Genomic DNA, 20,616 nt, shown 5'->3' on the forward strand with positions numbered 1-20,616 from the left:
AATCGAGTCTACCGGGGGCGTGCGGGTCCCTTTCGCGGATCAGCGCGCCTTCTCGGACCCATCTCCCTGCAGCACGATGAGCGAGGTGTTGGTCTCGCCTCCGTGCTGGCGGGGATCCGGCACCGCAGGCCCTGCCTTCGGCGAGCGCTTGGCACGCTTCTGCAGGCGGTAGGCGATGTAGGAGAGCAGGAGACACACGGCCACGTACATCGATCCGCCGACGATCGCCGCCGGGATCAGCGGGGAGCCGTAGGGCGCCTGGTTGCCGATCTGGTTGATGACGTAGAGGAGCTCCTTGTACGTGATGATGAAGCCGAGCGCGGTGTCCTTGAGCGCCACGACGAGCTGCGCGATGATCACCGGCATCATGGCCCGGACGGCCTGCGGGATCAGGATGAAGTACATCACCCCGGTCTTCCGCAGTCCGATCGCGTAGCCGGCCTCCTTCTGCCCGCGCGGCAGCGACTCGATCCCGGCACGGAGCACCTCGGCGAGCACGGAGCCGTTGTAGACGATGAGGGCGATCACGACGGCCCAGTACGGCGGCATCTTCACGCCGATCACCGGAAGGCCGTAGTACAGCAGCATCATCAGGATGAGCACGGGCACCGCTCGCAGCACCTCGATGATCCACCGGACCGGCTCACGCACCCAGGCGTGCTCCGAGAGGCGGCCGATGCCGAGAAGGAAACCGAGGACGATGGATCCGACGCCGGCGACCGCGAACGCGGCCAGCGTGGCCAGCAGGCCTTCGCCGAAGCGGACCCAGACCGCGGAGAACGTGAAGATGTTCCACTTCTCTGCGGAGAACTGCCCGGTGGCGAACAGCCTCCACACCACCCAGCCGAGCACCGCGAGGACCACGAGCACCGTGGCGACTCCGATGAGCCTGTTGCGGGCGACGGCACGGGGGCCGGGGACGTCGAAAAGGACGGAACTCATCGCGCGATCCTCCACTTGTTCTCGAGAACGCGCTGCACCCAGGCGAGCAGCAGCACCAGCACCACGAACAGGACCATGACCCACAGGAGCACGACGAGCGCGTTCTCACCGCGTTCGCTGAGCGCCGCGCGGATGGTGCCGAGGTTGACGACCGAGAACCCTGCGGCCACCGTGGTGTTCTTCATGAGGGCGATGAGCACGCTCATCATGGGCGGGACGACGGAGCGCGTCGCCTGCGGCAGCACCACGTAGCGCATGACCTGGCCGAAGTTCAGGCCGATCGCCCGTGCGGCTTCCGCCTGGCCGACCGGCACGGTGTTGATGCCGGCTCGCAGCGCCTCCGCCACATAGGTCGCGGTGTAGATGCCGAGCGCGATCACGGCCAGCAGCAGGGAGTTCACCCGCTCCCCCAGCAGGATCGGAAGGCAGAAGGCGAAGAAGAACATGACCAGGGTCAGCGGTGTGTTGCGGATCCAGTTCACGTACACGCCACCGACGGCGCGGGCGATCGGAACCGGCGAGACACGTGCGGCCCCGACGATGAGTCCGAGGACCAGCGCGATGATGCCGCCGCCGAGGAACAGCACGATGGTTCCCCACAGTGCCTCTCCCCAGAGGTCGAGGTGGTCGGAGATGACTCCCACTGCTGCTCCTGTCGATTCGGGTTCTCGAAAGTGTCCTGCATGAGCGGGGCGGCCGACCATGCCGACCGCCCCGCGGAGATCAACCGACCGGGTCGACCTCGGGCTGCGTCGCCTTGACGCCGGAGGCACCGAGGTTGTTGTCGAAGATCTGCTGCCAGATCTCGCCACCGTCGGTCAGCTGCGTGTTGAAGTACTCCACGAGGGCGTCGTCACCCTTGGCGACGCCGATGCCGTAGCGCTCCTCGCTGAAGGGCTCACCGACGACCTTGAGGTTGTCCGGGTCCTGAGCCGCGTAGCCGATGAGGATCGCCTCATCGGTGGTGACCGCGTCCACCTGGCCGTTCTTCAGGTCCTCGACGCACTTCGAGTACGTGTCGTACTCCTTGGTGGGCACGTCGGGGTAGTTCGTCTTGATGTTCTGGATCGGCGTCGAGCCGGTCGCCGAGCAGACGGTCGTCGAGGAGTCGAGGTCGTCGACGCTCTTGATATCGCTGTCAGCTGCCACGAGGAGGCCCTGACCGGTGACGAAGTACGGACCGGCGAAGGAGATCTGCTCCTTGCGCTTGTCGGTGATGGAGTAGGTGCCGACGTAGTAGTCGATGTCGCCGTTCACGATGGCCTGCTCGCGGTTCGCGGAGGCGATCGCCTGGAACTCGATCTTCTCCGGGTCGACACCGAGCGATGCCGCCATCCAGCGGGCGATGTCGACGTCGAATCCGGTGCGGTCACCGGTCACGGGGTCGAGGTAGCCGAGACCGGGCTGGTCCTCCTTGACGCCGACCTTGATCTTTCCGGACGACTCGATCCGGTCGAACGTCGGGCTGCCGTCGATGCTGACGTCGGTCAGGACGGTCCAGGGCGTGCTGCTGGAGGAGTCACCTTCGTCGCCGCCTTCCGGGGCCCCCGTGCTGGACGGGGTTCCGCTGTTGCAGGCGGTGAGCGTCAGCAGCGCGGCTGCCGCGATTCCGATGCCTGCCAGTGTCCGTGTGCGTCGCATGTGCGTCTCCTTCGTGTGCTGTGTGTGCAGGGTCTGTGTGTGAGTGTGTGAGTGTGCGGGCGCGTCAGTGCGTGAGGAGCTTCGAGAGGAAGTCCTTGGCGCGATCGCTCTTCGGGTGCGTGAAGAACTCCTCGGGAGTCGCCTCCTCCACGATCCGTCCGTCCGCCATGAACACGACGCGGTCGGCGGCCTTGCGCGCGAAGCCCATCTCGTGCGTGACGACGATCATCGTCATCCCGTCCTGGGCGAGTTCGACCATGACGTCGAGCACCTCGTTGATCATCTCGGGGTCGAGCGCACTGGTGGGCTCGTCGAACAGCATCACCTTGGGCTGCATCGCGAGAGCGCGGGCGATGGCCACGCGCTGCTGCTGACCACCGGAGAGCTGGGCAGGGAGCTTCGAGGCCTGCTGGGCCACGCCGACGCGCTCGAGCAGCATCATCGCCTCCTTCTCGGCGTCGGCCTTCTTGATGCCGCGCACCTTGATCGGTCCGAGAGTCACGTTCTCGAGGATCGTGAGGTGGGCGAAGAGGTTGAACGACTGGAAGACCATGCCGACGTCGGCGCGCAGATGAGCCAGGCCCTTGCCCTCGGCCGGGAGCTCCTTGCCGTCGATGCGGATGCTCCCGCTGGTGATCGTCTCCAAGCGGTTGATCGTGCGGCACAGTGTCGACTTCCCAGAGCCGGACGGGCCGATCACGACGACGACCTCCCCCGAGTTCACGGTCAGATCGATGTCGGTGAGCGCCTGGAAGTCGCCGTAGTGCTTCTGGACGTTCTCGACCACGACGAGCGGGGTATCAGAGGTCATCATTTCTCCAAACTAGCCACGTCGGGCGCGGGTCTCCAGGCACCTCGGTGAGATTTACACGTTCGTAATCACCTGATCGCGGCACCAATGCTGCTGTGCATGGGTACCCCGCGGCCCGCCCCCACGGGCCGCGGAATCGTCCTGCTGCGATGCCCCAACGACAGTTGTGCAGCAGGCGACGATCGTGCGCGATCGACCTCACAATGGCAGAGCGCCGGCCCCGCTGTCAGACTTCTTGAGGATTTCTTGAGCAGTCAACCGCGCAGGTCGCGGTAGTAGTCGATCGCACCATCGTGGAGAGGGACCGGACCGGTGAAGATCGCCGAGCGCCGATCCAGCAGCGCCGCGGTCGGCACCTCCCCCGCGATGCGCAGTCGCGCGTCGAAGAGCCCGGCCAGGACATCGTGCACGACGGCATCCGGCGTGGACGCGGCGGTGACGAGATAGTTGGGAACGGCCATCGTCGGCGCGGAGTCCGGCAGGCCGTATGTCCCCGCGGGGACATCGGCCTGCCGATAGGCATGCGAGTACCGTTCGTTCACGGCATTGACCCACTCGGGCTCGATCGGGAGCAGACGCACCGGAGCCCGCGAGGACAGTTCGGCCACGCCGGGAGTGGGCAGGCCCCCCACCCAGAAGAAGCCGTCGATCTCACCACGCTCCATCGCACCGATCGACGCGCTGAGGTCGAGCTGGGGGTCGCGGACGGAATCGAGCGCGACGCCTGCCGCGTCGAGCACTCGGCCGGCGATCACGTTGACGCCGGAGTTCTCGGCGCCGAGGGAGATGGTGCGGCCGGCAAGATCGCCGATGTCGTCGATGTCCGAATCCCCCCGCACCACGACCTGAACGTACTCGTCGTACAGGCGGGCGAGAGCCTCCACCTCCAACGGCCGCTCGAAGGCGCCGGTGCCCGACACCGCGTCGGCGGCGGCATCCCCCTGCGCGAATCCGAGCAGGGCCTCGCCCGAACTCACCCGCAGCAGGTTGTCGACCGATCCCGCGGTCTCCTGCGCGACCATCCGGAGGTCGAGCCGGTCCGACAGCTCTTCCGCCAGGTGGCTGCCGTAGTCGTAGTACACACCGGTCGAGCCCCCGCTGGCGATCGCGTACTCGACGTCGCTCCACTCGTCGGAGCGAGGGACGCACGCGGTCAACCCGGTCAGCAGCACGAACGCGAGTCCTCCCGCGAGAAGTCCCCTGGCGGCCGACCTCATGGCGTGGACCCGTCGTGCAGGACGAGCGCGACCTCGAGTCCGCCACCCTGCGCCGAAGAGACCGCCAGCTCTCCCCCGATCGTCTCCAGCAGATCGCTCGCGATCGCCAGCCCGAGTCCTGACCCCGGTGTGTCCCCGGTGTCGGCGTTGCGCCAGAACCGGTCGGTCGCCGCAGCTGCCTGCTCGTCGGTGAGGCCCGGGCCGTGATCGCGGACCGTGATCCGACAGACGCTTCCTTCCCGTCTCGCCCCGATCTCGATGTGCGCCCCCTCGGGCGAGAACTTCACAGCATTGTCGATCACGGCATCCAGCGCGCTCTCCACGATCGTGCGGTCGGTCACGCTCATCACCGATGACACACCGGTGGAGCGCAGCCCGACTCCGCGCTGAGCCGCGACATCGCGCCATGCTTCCCGGCGACGAGCGGCCAGAGTCGCCAGATCCACAGCGGAGATGGTCGAGTCGCCACGGCCGCCGCGCGCGAGGCCGAGAAGTGTCTCGAGGATGCGGGTCATCCGGCGCCCCTCCTCCCTCGTCTCCTCGACGTCGCCCTGCCACTCGTCGCCGAGTCCCGTCGCCAGATGCTCCACTCTCAGGAGCAGAGCATTGAGGGGGTTGCGCAGTTCGTGTGAGGCGTTGAGCGCGAACTCCTGCTGCCTCGTCATCACCCGTTCGATCTCGTCGGCCATGCCGTTGAACACCTGCGCCATGCGGCGGAGCTCCGGCGGACCGTCGTCCGCAGCAACGCGCGCGTCCATCTCGCCGCGCTCGATCGCGACCATGGCCTCGTCGAGTCGGCGCACCGGCGAGAGCACCCAACGCGCGAGCCGGAACACCAGGAGCACGCCGAGCGCGATGAGCACGCCCGCGATCGCCGAGATGAGCAGGAGCTGGTGCAGGATCGCGGCGCGCGGAGCCGCCACATCTCCGGCGACGAGCACGGCGCCTATCACGTCACCGTCATCGAACACCGGCTCGGCCAATGCGGAATCCGAGACGCTCCACGGGAACACCACCGTCGGCTGCTCAGCTCGTCGACCGGAGAGCGCCAGCTTGACGCGCTCGGCATCGTCTTCGCGAAGCACCGCCGGGTCCTGATCCGCTGCGGCCCACACGCCGCCCCCGAGATCGAACACGGTCACCTCGATCCCGTAGACCTCGCGGAACCGCTCCACCTCCGCCTCGATCACGGCAGCACTGCCGGAACGCAGAGCCTGGCGCGCGCTCGTGACGAAGTAGCCGAGGTCGCCGATCTGCTGCGCATAGAAGGCCTGCTGCACGCTCTGGGCGGCGCTCCACCCCGCGGCACCGCCGAGTCCGGCCAGGATCGCGACGAGCGGTATCAGGAACACGAGGATGAGGCGACGACGCACGACTCAGGACCCTGCCAGCCGATAGCCGACCCCGCGGACCGTCTCGATGACCCCGCGGACCCCGGTCTTCTTCCTGATCGCCCCGACGTGCACCTCCAGAGAATGGCCGAATCCTCGCCAGTCGGTGTTCCACACCTCGCGGATCAGCCGGTCCTTCGGCACCGCCACTCCCGGGTAGCGGGCCAGGACGGCGATGATGTCGAACTCCTTGCGCGTGAGGTCGATGGCCGCGCCGTCGACCAGCACCTGGCGAGCGATCAGATCGACCTGCACGCCGCCTCCGTGGAGCAGGACGCGCGCATCCGCCTCGGGCCTCATCGGCCTGGATCGCCGTGTCACCGCCTCGATCCGCGCCAGGAGCTCGTGCACATCGTAGGGCTTCACCACGAAGTCATCGGCTCCGGCGCGGAGCCCTTTGATGCGCTCCGCGACCTGGCTGCGGGCGGTCACGATCACGATCGGGACCTCGGAGCGGCCCCTGATCCGGCGACACAGGTCGACCCCGTCGACGTCGGGCAGGCCGAGATCGAGCAGCACCACCTCGGTGTCCGCTCCGAGAAGACCCAGTGCAGACGCTCCATCCGCCGCGCGGACGGTCGCGTACCCGGACCGGGCGAGAAACGCCTCCAGTGCGCCTGCGACCCGGTCGTCGTCTTCGACGATCAGAATCCTCATCGACTCCGCTTCCCGCTTCCCCCGGCGTCCGTCACCTCAGTCGACGGACGTCGCCCGCTGAGCGAATGCGCTTTCATACAGGCAGACGCTGGCGGCCGTCGCCAGATTGAGCGACTCGGCTCGGCCGAAGATCGGAAGCTTGAGCACGCGGTCCGCGAGATCCAGCGCCTCGTCTTCGAGTCCGCGCGCCTCGTTGCCGAAGAGCCATCCCGTCGGCTCGGCCAGCACGCCCTCCGCGCGCGCTTCCAGCAGGTCATCGCCCTTCACGTCCGCCGCGAGGATGCGCAGACCTGCGGCGTGAGCACGCTTCACGACTTCGGCGAGGTCGCCCCCGACCGAGACGGGAAGGTGGAACAGGGACCCTGTGGTCGCGCGCACCACCTTCGGGTTGTACGGATCGACGGTGCGACCGGTCAGGACGACGGCATCCGCACCCGCGGCATCCGCTGCCCGGATGATCGTGCCGAGGTTCCCTGGATCCCGCACCTCCTCGCAGATCGCCACCAGTCGCGGCGAGGCGTCGAAGATGTCGCGCACCGACGTCGGCGTCTGCTGCACGACGGCGACGAGGCCTTGCGGTGTGACGGTGTCGGCCATGGCGTTGAGCACGTACTCGGTGACGTACTCGACCTCGATGTCCGCCTCTGCGGCCTTCGCGCGGATGTCGGGGTGCCGCTCCCAGCCGTTCGGCGTCGCGAAGAGCTCGACGATCGCCTCGGGACGGTAGGTGAGCGCCTCGCGCACCGACTGCGGGCCCTCCAGAAGGAACAGGCCTGTCTCAGTCCTCGCGCTGCGTTTGGTCAGCTTCGCGACAGCACGGACTCGGGGCGAACGGGGGTTCTCCAGCACGATCACAGTCTAGGGAACGCACGGCCCTCTCCCGCACCATCCGGGTAGGGTGCCTGCATGACGATCGATGCCGCGGTGAGGAGCTCCCGTCGGCGGATCGTCCTCGCAGTGCTCGCCGTCGCGACGGTCGCGATCGGGCTCGTCATCCATCGCAGTGCGGGCGGGGTCGTGGGCGACGTCATCGGCGATGCGCTGTACGCTGTGCTCATCTATCTGCTCGTCGCCCTGATCGCCGCGCGGTGGCGCCCCTTCGCGCCGGCCCTCGTCGCCTTCGTGTTCTGCGCCGGCGTCGAACTGTTCCAGCTCACCGGTATCCCTCGTGAGTGGGGATCGGCACTCCCCCCGATCCGCCTCGTCCTCGGCTCCGGATTCGATGGACGCGACATCCTCGTCTACGCGGGTGCCGTCGCCATGGCCGCTCTCGTCGACCTCGCGGTCAGCCGCGCGGCAGTCCTCGCCACGCCGGGAAACGCCACAGGGCGCCCTCCCGAAGGAGAGCGCCCTGTGTGAAGAGGTGCTTACGCAGCCGACTTCGGCGCGTTGACGTCGGAGGGAAGAGCCTTCTTCGCCGTCTCGACCAGCGTCGTGAACGTGGCAGCGTCGTTGACCGCGAGGTCGGCGAGCATGCGACGGTCGACCGTGACACCCGCGAGGCCGAGGCCCTGGATGAAGCGGTTGTACGTCATGCCGTTCTGGCGGGCCGCAGCGTTGATGCGCTGGATCCACAGACGACGGAAGTCGCCCTTGCGCTTGCGACGGTCACGGTACGAGTAGACCAGCGAGTGGATGACCTGCTCTTTGGCCTTGCGGTAGAGGCGCGAACGCTGTCCGCGGTAACCGGAGGCGCGCTCGAGGATAACCCGGCGCTTCTTGTGGGCGTTTACTGCCCGCTTGACTCTTGCCATTTTCCTGTGTTCCTATTCGTGCGTTCGGCGCGCGTCAGCGACCGAGAAGCTTCTTCGCGACCTTGGTGTCAGCCTTCGACAGGACCTGGTCCTGGTTCAGACGACGCGTGCGACGGCTCGACTTGTGCTCGAGGTTGTGGCGCATCCCGGCCTGCTGCTTCTTCAGCTTTCCGCTGCCGGTGATCTTGAAGCGCTTCTTAGCACCCGAGTGGGTCTTCTGCTTCGGCATCTTCTCTTCCTTCGTATGGCGCCTTCTCAGGCGACGGTGTCAACCCGCGGTGCGGGAGTTCTGGGGCGGGTACTACTCCGCAGTGGTGGCGGCGGCCTCGTTCTTCGCCTCGCGCGCAGCCTGCTTCTTGTCCGCGCGCTGAGCATCGCGCACGGCGTTCTGCTCCTGCTTCGCCTCGGACTTGCTCTTGAGCGGAGCCACGACCATCACCATGTTGCGACCGTCGATGGTCGGGTTCGACTCGACGGTGCCGAACTCGGCGACATCCTCGGCGAACTTGCGCAGCAGACGCACACCCTGCTCGGGACGCGACTGCTCGCGACCGCGGAACAGGATCATGGCCTTGACCTTGTCGCCGGCCTTGAGGAAGCCCTCGGCACGCTTGAGCTTGGTCGTGTAGTCGTGAGCCTCGATCTTCAGACGGAAGCGCACTTCCTTGAGGATCGTGTTCGCCTGGTTGCGGCGAGCTTCCTTTTCCTTCTGGGCGGCCTCGTACTTGAACTTGCCGTAGTCCATGATCTTGACGACGGGCGGCTTCGAGTTCGGGGCGACCTCGACGAGGTCGAGATCGGCTTCCTGCGCGAGGCGCAGTGCGGCTTCGATGCGGACGACGCCGATCTGCTCACCCGCGGGGCCGACGAGGCGGACCTCGGGGACGCGGATGCGCTCATTGGTACGGGGATCGCTGATGCGGAACTCCTTAGACGATGTGATTCGGCCACCGCGACGCTGTCTGCATCACGGGCGAAATCGGAATCGTCCCCACCCACCGGCATTCAGACGCCGGCTCCGCACCCTGTCTACCGGCTCCTTCTTTCGAACGGAGCCGGTGGAGTGCAAGACCCGGTAGCCTTGAACGGCAAGCGCGGGTGGGAAGTGAATCCTCTTTCGTTCCGGAGCATGACGCTCCGGAGCCCGCCAAAGTCTAACAGAAAGCAAGGCGAAGTGACGAACCAGGCACCGGACGAGGCGGCACGCGAGCGCGAAGAGCGTTGGGCACGTCAGGAGGAGGCCGCATCGTCGGCCACCCGCGACATCGCCGATGTACCCGCAGTCGAGGTGATCACCACCGCCGCCGTGCACCTCATGAGCGCGGCAGCCGTCAAGCTCGGGCTCGCCGACGATCCGGACGCCGCAGCGCAGCTCGACCTCGACGAGGCGCGCAAGCTCATCAACTCCCTCGCCGGGCTCATCACCGCCGGCGCTCCGGAGATCAGCGACATGCACGCGCGGTCCCTGCGCGACGGTCTCCGCTCACTCCAGCTCGCCTTCCGCGAGGCGTCCACGATCCCCGATCCGATCGGCAAGGGACCGGGCGAGAAGTGGACCGGCCCGGTCAACTAGCTGCCGCGGGCTCGACGACCAGAGGGTCGGCCGAGGCCGGGCCGGGGCACTGCCCTTCGGTGCGAGTCCAGGAGATCTCCTGTTCCGACTCATGGATGACGGCACCCTGCGCATCGAACAACCGGATGTCGACCAGGTCGGGCGTGGACATGTCGAAGGACATGCTCCACGTGCCGTCGGCCGACGGAGACGCCGAGAACAGGTTCGCGGACGAGCTCGCATCCTCCCCCGGCCCCGGTGAGCACTGCCCGTCCGCGCAGAACTGGAGGTCGGTCGCCGCCGGGAAGGCGCTCACGTCGACGACGACCGTGCTGATGTAGGCGATCGCCGGGCACGCGTTGACCACGCAGCCGGAAGTGCCGGCGACGGTGCCTCCGAGCAGCACGACGGCGGCGAGGGCTCGCAACAGAGTCCGGGGCATGTCCCCGAGCGTAGCGAAGCGGTTCAGGCGCTGCGGCGGAGCTTCACGGTGAGGGAGTCGACGAGCACGGCGATCCGGTCGTCCGATGCCCAGCGAGACGCGAGACGCGAGAGCACGGCGTCGAGCACCTCGCGTTCGAGTCCGTCGACCAGCTCGAGGACCACGATGAGCTCGGGCCCGCGCAGACGGGCGTCGGGGTCCCCGGAAGCCACAGCCACGTCGATGACGGCCAGTTCGTGGGCCACGCTCTCCTGCAGCGCCGTGAACACCTCGGTCGACAGGAAGCTCGGCTCCCAGCGCTGCTCCTGAGCGATCGCCCACACGGCAGGACGCCGGATGACGAACTCGGTGTCGGACGTCGGGTCGAGCACGATCAGGTCGGTGTCCTCCGACGAGGCGGCCAGCGCCGCGCGGATAGCCTCGACGGGGATGGGTCGCGCCGTCGGGTCCCACGCCTGCATCGCCTGGACCGACGAGAACACCGGCTGCACGCGCCGACCATCCGGAGCCGCGACCGTGACGATGGAGAGCTCCTGCGTCTTGTCAACGGTGAGGCCGTTGGGGGCGATCCCCTCCTCCCCCTTCTCCGCGATGAGGGGCACCAGCACACGGGCGGCACGGAAGGCGTCGACGACCTCGGACTGGCTGCCCTCGCCGGCGCGGAAGCGCAGCAGCGCCGCCAGCAGCGCGGGGTCGGCGGAACCGTCGTCCGCGGCGTGCGGATTCGACTCGAAGCTGCGCCCCTCCCACGGGACGCCTGCTGAATCGCCGTGGTTGTGCGGCTCCGTGCCGCACGCGTGCGCGTCAGTCTCCTGCGACATCCAGTGCCTCAGCCAGCGTGAAGGCGCCGGCGTAGAGTGCCTTGCCGACGATCGCGCCCTCGACGCCCAACGGCACGAGGTCGCGGAGCGCGGCGATGTCGTCCAGGCTCGAGATGCCGCCTGACGCGACCACCGGCTTCGGGGTGCGGGAGGTGACCTCACGGAGAAGGTCGAGGTTCGGACCGCGGAGGGTTCCGTCCTTCGTGACGTCGGTGACCACGTAGCGGCTGCAGCCGGCGTCTTCGAGGCGGTCGAGCACCTCCCAGAGGTCCCCGCCCTCCTTGGTCCATCCGCGGGCGGCGAGCGTCGTTCCGCGCACATCGAGACCGACGGCGATCGCCTCGCCGTAACGGCCGATCACGTCGGCAGCCCACTCCGGATTCTCCAGCGCCGCCGTGCCCAGGTTGATCCGCGTCGCGCCGCTCTCCAGAGCCGCCTCCAGCGTCGCGTCGTCGCGGATACCACCCGAAAGCTCGATGTTCACGCCCTTGAACTGCTTGATGACCTTGCGTAGGATCGGCGCGTTGCTGCCCCGACCGAAGGCCGCGTCGAGGTCGACCAGGTGGATCCAGGAGGCGCCCTGCGACACCCACTCCCCTGCGGCGTCCAACGGGTCGCCATAGCTGGTCTCGGTTCCGGCCTCGCCCTGAGTCAGTCGGACGGCCTTGCCCCCGGCGACATCGACCGCGGGAAGGAGCGTGAGCGAGGGGGACTGCGCGAAGTCGTTCATGGGGTCCTTGGATCGGGAAGCTCTTCGGCCCGGTGCGGGCACGAGAACCGAGGGTAGTCCGCCGGGCGGCGGGGAACAAAACGGGTGACGCCGGCGGGCGTCGTCAGAGACTCTCGACCCAGTTGCGCAGCAGCTGGATACCTGCTTCGCCGGACTTCTCCGGGTGGAACTGCGTCGCCGACAGCGGGCCGTTCTCCACGGCGGCGAGGAAGGGATCGCCGTAGGTCGTCCAGGTCAGGACGGGTTCCGGGAACGGCGGAATGACATCGAGCTGCCAGGACTGGGCGGCGTAGGAGTGCACGAAGTAGAAGCGCTCCTGCTCGATGCCGCGGAAGAGCACGCTGTCGGAACCGGGCGCGACGGTGTTCCAGCCCATGTGCGGAAGCACCGGCGCGTTGAGCTCGGTGACGGCTCCGGGCCACTCTCCGAGCCCTGCGGTATCACGCCCACGCTCGACGCCGTGCTCGAACAGCACCTGCATCCCGACGCAGATGCCGAGGACGGGACGGCCACCGGCCAGACGGCGGTCGATGATCTCGTCGCCTCCGTGCGCACGCAGGGCATCGCGAACCGCCTGGAACGCGCCGACGCCGGGAACGACCAGGCCGTCCGCCTCGAGGGCGGTGGTGCGGTCGCGCGTCAGCACGGCGTCGGCACCGGCAGCCACGAGAGCCTTGACGGCCGAGTGGACGTTGCCCGACTCGTAGTCGAACACCGCGACGCGAGGAGCCGACGTCACAGCGCGCCCTTGGTGGACGGAATGCCGTCGACGAGCGGATCCAGCGCCTTCGCCTGACGGAACGCACGCGCGAACGCCTTGTACTCCGCTTCCGCGATGTGGTGCGGGTCTCGGCCGCCGAGCACACGCACGTGCACCGTGAGAGCGGCATTGAACGTGATGGCTTCGAAGGAGTGGCGGACGAGCGACCCTGTGAAGTGTCCGCCGATCAGGTGGTGCTCGAACCCCTCGGGCTCCCCCGTGTGCACGAGGTACGGGCGGCCCGAGATGTCGACCACGGCCTGCGCGAGCGCCTCGTCGAGGGGGACGAGGGCGTCTCCGTACCGGGAGATGCCGGACTTGTCGCCGAGGGCTTCGAGGATCGCCTGTCCGAGCACGATCGAGACGTCTTCTACGGTGTGGTGTGCGTCGATGTGGGTGTCACCGGAGGCGCGCACTGTGAGGTCGGTCAGCGAGTGCTTCGCGAACGCCGTGAGCATGTGGTCGAAGAAGGGCACCGAGGTGTCGATGTGGCTCGCGCCGGTCCCGTCGAGGTTCAGCTCGAGCTCGACGGTGGACTCCGACGTGCGGCGCACACGGCTCGCGGTGCGCGGGGTCGGTGCGGAAGTGCTCATGAAGCCGATCCTATCGAGGCCAGAGCATCGAGGAACGCGGTGGTCTCGGCCTCGGTGCCCGCGCTCACCCTCAGGTGTCCTGGGATGCCGACATCGCGTACCAGCACCCCCTGGTCGTACAACTGCTGCCAGGTGGCCTTCGGGTCGGAGATTCCACCGAACAGCACGAAGTTCGACCAGGATTCGTGCGGCTGGTAACCCAGCGCCTCGAGAGTCGCCGTGATGCGGTCGCGCTGCTCGACGATCTCCTCGACCATGCCGAGCATGACGTCGGCATTGCGCAGCGCCGCGATGGCCGCCGCCTGGGTGAGTGCGCTCAGGTGGTACGGCAGACGCACCAGCCGCAGCGCGTCGATGAACGCCGGGTCGGCCGCGAGATACCCGACACGGGCCCCGGCGAACGCGAAGGCCTTGCTCATCGTGCGCGAGACGGCCAGACGCGGCCGCCCGTCGAGCAGCGTCAGTGCGGAGACCGCGTCATGCGGCGCGAACTCCTGGTAGGCCTCGTCGACGATCACTATGCCCCTGGCGGCCTCGTACACCGCTTCGATGACGTCGAGTCCGAGCGGCGTGCCGGTGGGGTTGTTGGGAGAGCAGAGGATGACCACGTCCGGCTCGGCGGCCCGCACCTGCTCGGCCGCCTCCTCCGGAGTGATGGTGTAGTCGGGCTGACGCGTGCCGGCGATCCACCGCGCACCGGTGCCCTGCGCGATGAGCGGGTACATCGAATAGGTCGGCGCGAACCCGAAAGCCGTGCGACCAGGGCCACCGAAGGCCTGCAGGATGTGCTGGAGCACCTCATTGGACCCGTTGCCCGCCCAGATCTGCTCGGGGACGAGACCGTGGCCCAGGTACTCCGCGAAAGACTCGCGAAGCGTGGTGAACTCACGATCCGGGTAGCGGTTGACATCACGGATCGCGACGGCGATGTCATCGAGGATGTCGCTCGCCACCGCATCGGGGATCGGATGCGTGTTCTCATTCACGTTGAGCGCGATGGGAAGCGGCGCCTGTGGAGCACCGTATGGCTTCAATCCGCGGAGATCGTCACGTAGCGGGAGATCGTTGAGGGAGAGGGTCACCCTTCCCATGCTAGGCGGCGCTTGAGGTTGATGACGCAAAGTCGCCGCCCCAGGAACTCCTCGTCTGAGCCCTCCGCCGGATCAGCGCGCGTACTGAGCCGGGATCGCCAGAGTCTGCCCGATCTGCAGCTCCCCACCGCGCAACAGGTTCATCCGGCTGATGTCGCCGATCACATCGCGCGGGTCGGCGTCGGGCGCGACGCCGGTGGCGATGGACCAGAGCGTGTCACCGGGCATGACGGTGACGGTCTCGACGCCGACGGGTGCGGTGTCGGCACCCGACGCGACCGCGCTGCCGCCGCTGAGCGCCGCGAACGCGATGCCGGCGGCGAGGGGCACCGACGCCAGGGCGAGCAGTACAGCGCGACCACGCGTCGTCAGCCGGAGTCTCGTCGAAGGACGGGGCGATGCCGGGATGACTGCTGCGGTGCTGAAGCCGATGCTGCTCATGTGGTGCTCCTTAGCCTGTCCCGGAGCGGTGAGGCTGCCGGGGAAGTTGGCGTAGCGTTCGCATTCACGACTCGGCCGGGAGCCGGGAATGCGAAGCTACGTACCGAAGATATCTTCGAGTTCGAACATCTGTCAAGTATTCTTCGAAACCACACCGGGGAAAGAGGCCGACACGCTCGAACAGATCTTCCAGATCGGCCCGATTCTCGGATACGGTTTCGATAAGGACACCCCACCACGGGCCTCCGACATTCGAAGAGGGACGTCGGATCACGCACTGAAGGAGCACCATGAGCGAGAACTCTGCCGCCGAGTCGGAGGCACCGCGCACGCGCCGCCGGAAGAGCCTCAGCCCGAAGCAGATGGCGATCCTCGAGGTCATCCAGAACTCGATCGCGAACCACGGCTATCCGCCGAGCATGCGCGAGATCGGAGACGCCGTCGGTCTCAAGTCCCTCTCCAGCGTCACCCATCAACTCGGACAGCTCGAGCTGAGTGGCTACCTGCGCCGCGACCCGGGGAAGACCAGGGCGATGGAGGTGCTCATCGATCTGCCGGGCGCCAGCACCGAGAACCCGGCCGACGTCGCGACTCCCGTAGGCGACGCCGCGCTCGTCCCCCTGGTGGGACGGATCGCCGCCGGCGTGCCGATCACCGCGGATCAGCAGGTCGAGGAGATCTTCCCGCTCCCCCGCCAGTTGGTGGGCAAGGGCGACCTGTTCATGCTCAAGGTCTCCGGCGAGTCGATGATCGACGCCGCCATCTGCGACGGCGACTGGGTCGTGGTCCGCTCCCAGAACAGCGCGGAGAACGGCGAGATCGTCGCGGCGATGCTCGATGGCGAGGCGACGGTCAAGGTGCTGCGCCGCCGGGACGGCCACACCTGGCTCCTCCCCCGCAACTCGGCATTCGAACCCATCCTCGGCGACGAGTCCGTCGTCCTCGGCAAGGTCGTGGCGGTGCTCCGCGCCGTCTGACCCTCGATCCGGTCAGCGCGGACCGGGCCTGGTCGTGTAGGTGACCGTCTTCCCTTCGCGCGCTTCCACAGTGGTCGGGCCCACGGCGTGGCCGCACACGCGGTGCGACGCCGCATAGGCTCGAGACATGTCGTCGTCCCCTTACGGTTCCTGGTCATCCCCGTTCTCCGCCGCCTCGGTCGCCGCGTCTTCACCGCGCATCGACGGCGCCCGTTTCGTCGGCTCGGAGATCTGGTGGGGCGAGTCGGTGCCTGCCCAGAAGGGCCGCGTGACGGTGCGGAGCTCCTCCGGAGCCGAGATCCTCCCCTCCCCCTGGAGCGCACGCTCACGTGTGCACGAGTACGGCGGGGGTGCGTGGACGGCGGACGAGCACGGCACGCTCTACTTCGTCGACGCGAACGACCAGCGGGTTCATCGTCTGAGCGTGGGAGGCGAGCCCGTTGCTCTCACCCCTCCCGGGCCCTCCCACGGCGGCCTGCGTGTGCAGTCCGGTCGACTGCTGGCCGTGCGCGAAGACCTCTCCCGCACGCCGCATCTCCGAGCGATCGTCGAGATCCCGCTCGACGGCTCCGCAGCCGAGGATGCGTCCGCGATCACGGTGATCGTGCAGGGCGATGGTTTCTTCGCCCACCCCGCGCTCTCCCCCGACGGCACCCGCGCCGCGTGGGTCGCGTGGGACAGGGGCCGCATGCCGTGGGAGGACGCGCACGTGCAGGTCGCCGAGGTCGGTGAGGACACTCCGCGCACGATCCCCTCACGGGCGGCGCTGCAGCCGGAGTGGCTGAGCGACTCGGAGTTGCTCTTCGCCGATGATCCGGGTGGGCGCTGGGCCCTGCAGCGCATCTCCCTGGACGGTGTGGTCCCGGTCGGCACCGCACGGCAGGTCTCACCCTCGGACGCCGACACGGGCTATGGGCTCTGGGTCCTCGGCAACCGCTGGTATCAGCTGCTCGACGACGGCCGCGTCGTCGCCGTCCGGACGAACGGGCGCGACGAGGTCGTGGTGATCGATGCCGATGATGCTGCCGACGACCGCGTCGACGTCATCTCGTTCCCCGGAGACGGCCATGTGAGCGTCGACGATGTCGACGGCACCCGCGTGCTCCTCTCCGGCAACGGTTCGCGTGCGAACGCCGGGCTGTGGTGCGTCGACGTCGTATCGGGTGCCACCGTGGCGGTGCGCGGCGGCGAACCGGTCGATCCGCAGTGGATGCCCGCTGCGATGCCGATCGAGATCCAGGGCCCGCACGGAGAGGTGCACGCGTTCGCGTACCCGCCGGCGAACCCGCACGCGACGGCTCCCGATCACGAGCTCCCGCCCTACATCGTCCTCGTGCACGGGGGGCCGACCGCGCACGTCACCGGGGCGGCGTCCGAGGCGATCGCGTTCTACACGAGCCGCGGCATCGGCGTGCTCGACGTGAACTACGGAGGATCCACGGGGTACGGCCGCTCGTACCGTGAACGTCTCGACGGCCAGTGGGGCATCGTCGATGTCGACGACGTGATCGCCGCGGCCCGCGGTCTGGCGGACGCGGGCCTGGCCGACCCCGACCGGATCGCGATCCGCGGCGGGTCGGCCGGCGGCTGGACCGTGCTGTCGGCGCTGGTGCGGGGCGGAGCCTTCGCTGCCGGGATCAGCCGCTACGGGGTCGCCGATCTGCGCATGCTCGTCGCGGAGACCCACGATTTCGAGGCGTCGTACATCGACGGTCTGGTCGGCCCCCTCCCCGAGCACGAGCACCTGTACGTGGAGCGTTCACCGCTCACGCACGCCGACCGGATCGACGCGCCCGTGCTGCTGCTGCAGGGCGGCGAGGATCGCGTGGTTCCGCCCTCGCAGTCCGAGGCGATCCGAGACGCGCTCGCGGCACGCGGAGTCGACCACGAGTATGTGCTGTACCCCGCCGAGGGGCACGGATTCCGCAGCGCCGACACGATCGTCGACGCCCTCGAGCGCGAGCTGACGTTCCTCGGCCGTGTGTTCGGCTTCGAGCCGCGTCTGTGAGGACGGCTTCCCCCGCGAGGGTCACTCCCCCACGCGGTTGCGCAGACGCATGGCGCGGTCGGCTTCGCGGGTGTCCTGACGCTCACGCAGGGTCTGTCGTTTGTCGTACTCGCGCTTACCTTTGGCGAGGGCGATCTCGACCTTGGCGCGACCGTCGGAGAAGTACAGCTTCAGCGGGATGAGGGTGTATCCCCCTGCCGAGACGGCGTGGGCGATCTTCGCGATCTCCTCACGGTGCAGCAGCAGCTTGCGGATGCGCTTGGCCGAATGGTTCGTCCAATGCCCCTGCGAGTACTCCGGGATGTGCACTGAGTCGAGGAAGACCTCGTTCCCCTTGACGAACGCGTAGCCGTCGCTGAGGTTGGCTCGTCCCTGACGCAGCGACTTGACCTCGGTGCCGGTGAGCACCATCCCCGCCTCGTACGACTTCTCGATGGCGTAGTCGTGACGTGCGCGACGATTGGTCGCGACGACCTTCTCTCCGCGTTCCCTGGGCATGATGCTCTCCTGTTGCCGTGATGAGCCCGATCGATCGATCCGACCGAGCAGCCTTTCAGGCTATCAGGTGCGCAGCCAGCGTCGGATCGCGAAGCCCGCGGACAGGGCGGCGAGGATCACTCCGATGCCGATCAGCACCGGGACGACCAGTGCCGCGTCCTGCATCGTGACCCACGTCGTGATGAACGGCACCCTTCCCCGCAGATAGCCGTTGACGCCGAAGTGCACGCCGGCGACGACCGCGGCGCTGGCCAGGGCCGACCCCAGGAAGGCCGCGAACACGCCCTCCAGCACGAACGGGGTCTGGATGAAGCGGTTGGACGCTCCGACGAGGCGCATGATGCCGATCTCCTTGCGCCTCGCATACGCGGACAGGCGGATCGTCGTGCCGATCAGGAGAGTCGCGGCGATGAGCATGAGTACGGCGATCCCGACCGCGATGTAGGTCGCGACGGTCAAAGCGGAGAACAGGGGCTCCAGGTACTGCAGCTGATCCTTCACCTGCTCGACCCCAGCCTGTCCGCTGAAGGCTTCGGCGAGCACCTGGGACTGGCCGGGATCCTTCATGGTCACGAAGAACACTTCGAAGGCCTGGTCGGGAGTGAGCACGCTCGCCTGGTCCGCGCCGAGCTGGTCGACGAGTTTGGCGTAGGTCTCTTCCTTGGTGTCGAAGGTCATCGAGCTGATGAGCGGTTTGAGCGCGTCGCCCTCGAGCTGCGCACGCACGGCTGCGACCTGCTCCTCGCTCGCCGCACCGTCGAGACACGTCTCGGATTCCGACACGGCCGAGCACATGTACACAGCCACCTGGGCGCGCTCGGCCCAGTAGCCGCGCATGACGCCGATCTGCCCCTGCATGAGGATCGCGGCGCCCACGAAGGTCAGGGACACGAAGGTGACTAGCACGACGGAGATCACCATCGAGATGTTCCGCCGGAGTCCGACGAGGGCTTCGGTCAGGATGAGTCCGATTCTCATGAGGTCGGGCCCACTTCCTCGTCGTCCTCGTCGGAGAGACCGAGGCGATCCGCGACACCGAGTTCGGCGACGTCGACCGTCGGCAGGACGATCGGATGCGTTCGCGGGCGTGCGGCCGGAGCGGGTTCGACGGCCGAAGGCGGCTCGACCACCGCGGGAGGTTCGACGGCAGCGGGAGGCTCGACCACGGCGGGGGGCTCGACGACGTTCGCAGCTGCGCCCTCCTGCACCGCGGGCTGCGGCTCCGGCGCTTCGACCGTGCGCGGGGCGGGCGGAACCACCGTCTCCCCGTCGCGATCGACTGCTGCCGCAGCCTGACGCTGACTGGCGAGCTCTTCTGCGAGTGCGGCACGCACCACCGAGAGATCGGCGGTCTGGCGCTGCACCTCCTGGACGGCGGTCAGTGCGGCAGCGGCTGCCGCGCCACGCACTTCCTCTGGCACGAGGCGCGGGATGTTGGACGTGTCGCCGTATCCGCCATGCACCTCATCGCGGACCATCTCGCCGTCGCGCAGCTCGATCACGCGGCGCTGCATCTGATCGACGAAACCGGCCTCGTGGGTGGCCATCAGCACCGTGGTGCCCCCCGCGTTGATGCGGGCGAGCAGCTGCATGATGTCGACCGAGGTCGCAGGGTCGAGGTTTCCGGTCGGCTCATCGGCGAGCAGAACCTGGGGCCGATTGACGAGAGCGCGCGCGATGGCGACGCGCTGCTGCTCACCGCCCGACAGTTCGTGGGGCATCCGCTTCTGCTTGCCGTCGAGGCCCACCAGAGCGAGAGCCTCAGGCACCGCCTGTTGGATGAAGCCGCGGGAGGCACCGGTCACCTGGAGCGTGAACGCGACGTTCTGATGGACGGTCTTCGACGGGAGGAGCCGGAAGTCCTGGAACACCGACCCGATATGGCGGCGGAAGTACGGCACCTTGCGGTTCGCGAGAGCTCGCAGGTCCCTCCCGAGCACCGCCACCCGTCCCGAGGTGGGGACGTCCTCGCGCAGGATGAGGCGAAGGCAGGACGACTTGCCGGAACCCGAGGCCCCGACGAGGAAGACGAACTCCCCGCGTTGCACTTCGAAGTCGACACCGGAGAGGGCGGGCTTCGACGTCCCGCGGTAGCGTTTCGTGACGTTCTCGAACCGAATCATGGCGCTACGAGCCTAAGCGCGGGCGCTTCCCTGACGGCGAGCGACACCCCGCACAGGCACGTCATCCCTCGGCCCGGATGGGGATTGCTCCCCATGCACACGCCACTGCCGCGTCACCTGCCACTGCTATACATGAAGATGCCGACCGCACGAAGCGGTCGCCGAAT

At 68.0% G+C, this 20,616-nt stretch carries 25 protein-coding genes; 4 read left to right on the top strand and 21 right to left on the bottom strand.

Features of this window, described 5'->3' with window-relative positions; translation table 11 throughout:
- Positions 1-39: 39 nt before the first annotated feature.
- The 8 genes from MOX01_RS13245 to MOX01_RS13280 form a co-directional block, all read right to left on the bottom strand.
- Positions 40-942: an amino acid ABC transporter permease gene (locus MOX01_RS13245; protein WP_141370101.1), complete on the bottom strand. Its 903-nt coding sequence runs from the start codon at positions 940-942 to the stop codon at positions 40-42.
- The gene (locus MOX01_RS13250) at positions 939-1,586 is read right to left on the bottom strand and encodes an amino acid ABC transporter permease (RefSeq protein ID WP_046749025.1); all 648 of its coding nucleotides are present in this window, start codon (positions 1,584-1,586) and stop codon (positions 939-941) included. The genes MOX01_RS13245 and MOX01_RS13250 overlap by 4 nt, the downstream gene beginning before the upstream one ends.
- 79 nt (positions 1,587-1,665) lie before the next feature.
- Positions 1,666-2,583 (bottom strand): glutamate ABC transporter substrate-binding protein, encoded by a 918-nt coding sequence (locus MOX01_RS13255; RefSeq protein ID WP_046749024.1) that lies wholly within the window; start codon positions 2,581-2,583, stop codon positions 1,666-1,668.
- 64 nt (positions 2,584-2,647) lie between these two features.
- Complete coding sequence (locus tag MOX01_RS13260; RefSeq protein WP_082108708.1) at positions 2,648-3,397, bottom strand: amino acid ABC transporter ATP-binding protein; 750 nt, start codon at positions 3,395-3,397, stop codon at positions 2,648-2,650.
- 251 nt (positions 3,398-3,648) lie between these two features.
- Positions 3,649-4,611, bottom strand: a complete 963-nt coding sequence (locus MOX01_RS13265) for a TAXI family TRAP transporter solute-binding subunit (RefSeq protein WP_046749023.1) — start codon at positions 4,609-4,611, stop codon at positions 3,649-3,651.
- Positions 4,608-5,984, bottom strand: a complete 1,377-nt coding sequence (locus MOX01_RS13270; protein ID WP_141370103.1) for a sensor histidine kinase — start codon at positions 5,982-5,984, stop codon at positions 4,608-4,610. Before MOX01_RS13270 ends, MOX01_RS13265 begins: the two co-directional genes overlap by 4 nt.
- Before the next feature lie 3 nt (positions 5,985-5,987).
- Positions 5,988-6,659 carry a response regulator transcription factor gene (locus tag MOX01_RS13275; protein WP_046749021.1) on the bottom strand — a complete coding sequence of 224 codons (672 nt, stop codon included), beginning with the start codon at positions 6,657-6,659 and terminating at the stop codon, positions 5,988-5,990.
- 36 nt (positions 6,660-6,695) lie between these two features.
- Entirely contained in the window at positions 6,696-7,508 is an 813-nt protein-coding gene (locus tag MOX01_RS13280; RefSeq protein ID WP_045263330.1) for a TrmH family RNA methyltransferase, read from the bottom strand.
- Between the two features lie 57 nt (positions 7,509-7,565).
- On the opposite strand from MOX01_RS13280, the gene MOX01_RS13285 reads away from it, so the two are divergent.
- Positions 7,566-8,018, top strand: coding sequence for a ribosomal maturation YjgA family protein (locus MOX01_RS13285; protein WP_141370105.1), 453 nt, complete (start codon positions 7,566-7,568; stop codon positions 8,016-8,018).
- Positions 8,019-8,026: 8 nt separating this feature from the next.
- Here MOX01_RS13285 and rplT read toward each other — a convergent pair whose 3' ends face one another.
- From rplT to infC, 3 genes are all read right to left on the bottom strand, one after another.
- A complete protein-coding gene (gene rplT / locus MOX01_RS13290) occupies positions 8,027-8,413 on the bottom strand; it encodes a 50S ribosomal protein L20 (protein WP_017202428.1) in 387 nt (128 codons plus the stop codon).
- A 34-nt stretch (positions 8,414-8,447) separates the two neighbouring features.
- Positions 8,448-8,642, bottom strand: coding sequence for a 50S ribosomal protein L35 (rpmI, locus tag MOX01_RS13295; RefSeq protein WP_017828564.1), 195 nt, complete (start codon positions 8,640-8,642; stop codon positions 8,448-8,450).
- A 72-nt stretch (positions 8,643-8,714) separates the two neighbouring features.
- Positions 8,715-9,356, bottom strand: a complete 642-nt coding sequence (gene infC, locus MOX01_RS13300) for a translation initiation factor IF-3 (protein WP_082108707.1) — start codon at positions 9,354-9,356, stop codon at positions 8,715-8,717.
- 231 nt (positions 9,357-9,587) lie between these two features.
- On the opposite strand from infC, the gene MOX01_RS13305 reads away from it, so the two are divergent.
- Positions 9,588-9,986 carry a DUF1844 domain-containing protein gene (locus MOX01_RS13305; RefSeq protein WP_046749018.1) on the top strand — a complete coding sequence of 133 codons (399 nt, stop codon included), beginning with the start codon at positions 9,588-9,590 and terminating at the stop codon, positions 9,984-9,986.
- Here the strand turns inward: MOX01_RS13305 and MOX01_RS13310 are convergent.
- The 7 genes from MOX01_RS13310 to MOX01_RS13340 form a co-directional block, all read right to left on the bottom strand.
- Positions 9,979-10,407 carry a hypothetical protein gene (locus tag MOX01_RS13310; protein WP_141370107.1) on the bottom strand — a complete coding sequence of 143 codons (429 nt, stop codon included), beginning with the start codon at positions 10,405-10,407 and terminating at the stop codon, positions 9,979-9,981. The genes MOX01_RS13305 and MOX01_RS13310 overlap by 8 nt on opposite strands.
- Before the next feature lie 23 nt (positions 10,408-10,430).
- Entirely contained in the window at positions 10,431-11,228 is a 798-nt protein-coding gene (locus tag MOX01_RS13315; RefSeq protein ID WP_141370109.1) for an SseB family protein, read from the bottom strand.
- The gene (gene priA, locus MOX01_RS13320) at positions 11,212-11,958 is read right to left on the bottom strand and encodes a bifunctional 1-(5-phosphoribosyl)-5-((5-phosphoribosylamino)methylideneamino)imidazole-4-carboxamide isomerase/phosphoribosylanthranilate isomerase PriA (RefSeq protein WP_046749015.1); all 747 of its coding nucleotides are present in this window, start codon (positions 11,956-11,958) and stop codon (positions 11,212-11,214) included. The genes MOX01_RS13315 and priA overlap by 17 nt, the downstream gene beginning before the upstream one ends.
- 103 nt (positions 11,959-12,061) lie before the next feature.
- Positions 12,062-12,697 (bottom strand): imidazole glycerol phosphate synthase subunit HisH, encoded by a 636-nt coding sequence (gene hisH / locus MOX01_RS13325; RefSeq protein ID WP_058632209.1) that lies wholly within the window; start codon positions 12,695-12,697, stop codon positions 12,062-12,064.
- Entirely contained in the window at positions 12,694-13,311 is a 618-nt protein-coding gene (hisB, locus tag MOX01_RS13330; RefSeq protein WP_046749013.1) for an imidazoleglycerol-phosphate dehydratase HisB, read from the bottom strand. The genes hisH and hisB overlap by 4 nt, the downstream gene beginning before the upstream one ends.
- On the bottom strand, positions 13,308-14,393 hold the full coding sequence (locus MOX01_RS13335; protein WP_141370111.1) for a histidinol-phosphate transaminase: 1,086 nt from the start codon (positions 14,391-14,393) through the stop codon (positions 13,308-13,310). The genes hisB and MOX01_RS13335 overlap by 4 nt, the downstream gene beginning before the upstream one ends.
- 81 nt (positions 14,394-14,474) lie before the next feature.
- Positions 14,475-14,843: a LysM peptidoglycan-binding domain-containing protein gene (locus tag MOX01_RS13340; RefSeq protein ID WP_046749011.1), complete on the bottom strand. Its 369-nt coding sequence runs from the start codon at positions 14,841-14,843 to the stop codon at positions 14,475-14,477.
- Positions 14,844-15,133: 290 nt separating this feature from the next.
- Between MOX01_RS13340 and lexA the strand changes: the two genes are divergently transcribed.
- Both lexA and MOX01_RS13350 read left to right on the top strand, forming a co-directional pair.
- The gene (gene lexA / locus MOX01_RS13345) at positions 15,134-15,820 is read left to right on the top strand and encodes a transcriptional repressor LexA (protein WP_046749010.1); all 687 of its coding nucleotides are present in this window, start codon (positions 15,134-15,136) and stop codon (positions 15,818-15,820) included.
- Between the two features lie 127 nt (positions 15,821-15,947).
- Entirely contained in the window at positions 15,948-17,828 is a 1,881-nt protein-coding gene (locus tag MOX01_RS13350; protein ID WP_141370113.1) for a S9 family peptidase, read from the top strand.
- Between the two features lie 21 nt (positions 17,829-17,849).
- Here the strand turns inward: MOX01_RS13350 and smpB are convergent, their stop codons facing one another.
- From smpB to ftsE, 3 genes are all read right to left on the bottom strand, one after another.
- On the bottom strand, positions 17,850-18,326 hold the full coding sequence (gene smpB / locus MOX01_RS13355; RefSeq protein ID WP_046749008.1) for an SsrA-binding protein SmpB: 477 nt from the start codon (positions 18,324-18,326) through the stop codon (positions 17,850-17,852).
- Between the two features lie 63 nt (positions 18,327-18,389).
- A complete protein-coding gene (gene ftsX / locus MOX01_RS13360) occupies positions 18,390-19,304 on the bottom strand; it encodes a permease-like cell division protein FtsX (protein WP_046749007.1) in 915 nt (304 codons plus the stop codon).
- Positions 19,301-20,449, bottom strand: a complete 1,149-nt coding sequence (gene ftsE / locus MOX01_RS13365; protein WP_046749006.1) for a cell division ATP-binding protein FtsE — start codon at positions 20,447-20,449, stop codon at positions 19,301-19,303. The genes ftsX and ftsE overlap by 4 nt, the downstream gene beginning before the upstream one ends.
- Between the last annotated feature and the right edge of the window lie 167 nt (positions 20,450-20,616).

Origin of the sequence: Microbacterium oxydans (genome assembly GCF_006540085.1) — a bacterium.
Taxonomy (GTDB): Bacteria; Actinomycetota; Actinomycetes; order Actinomycetales; family Microbacteriaceae; genus Microbacterium; species Microbacterium oxydans.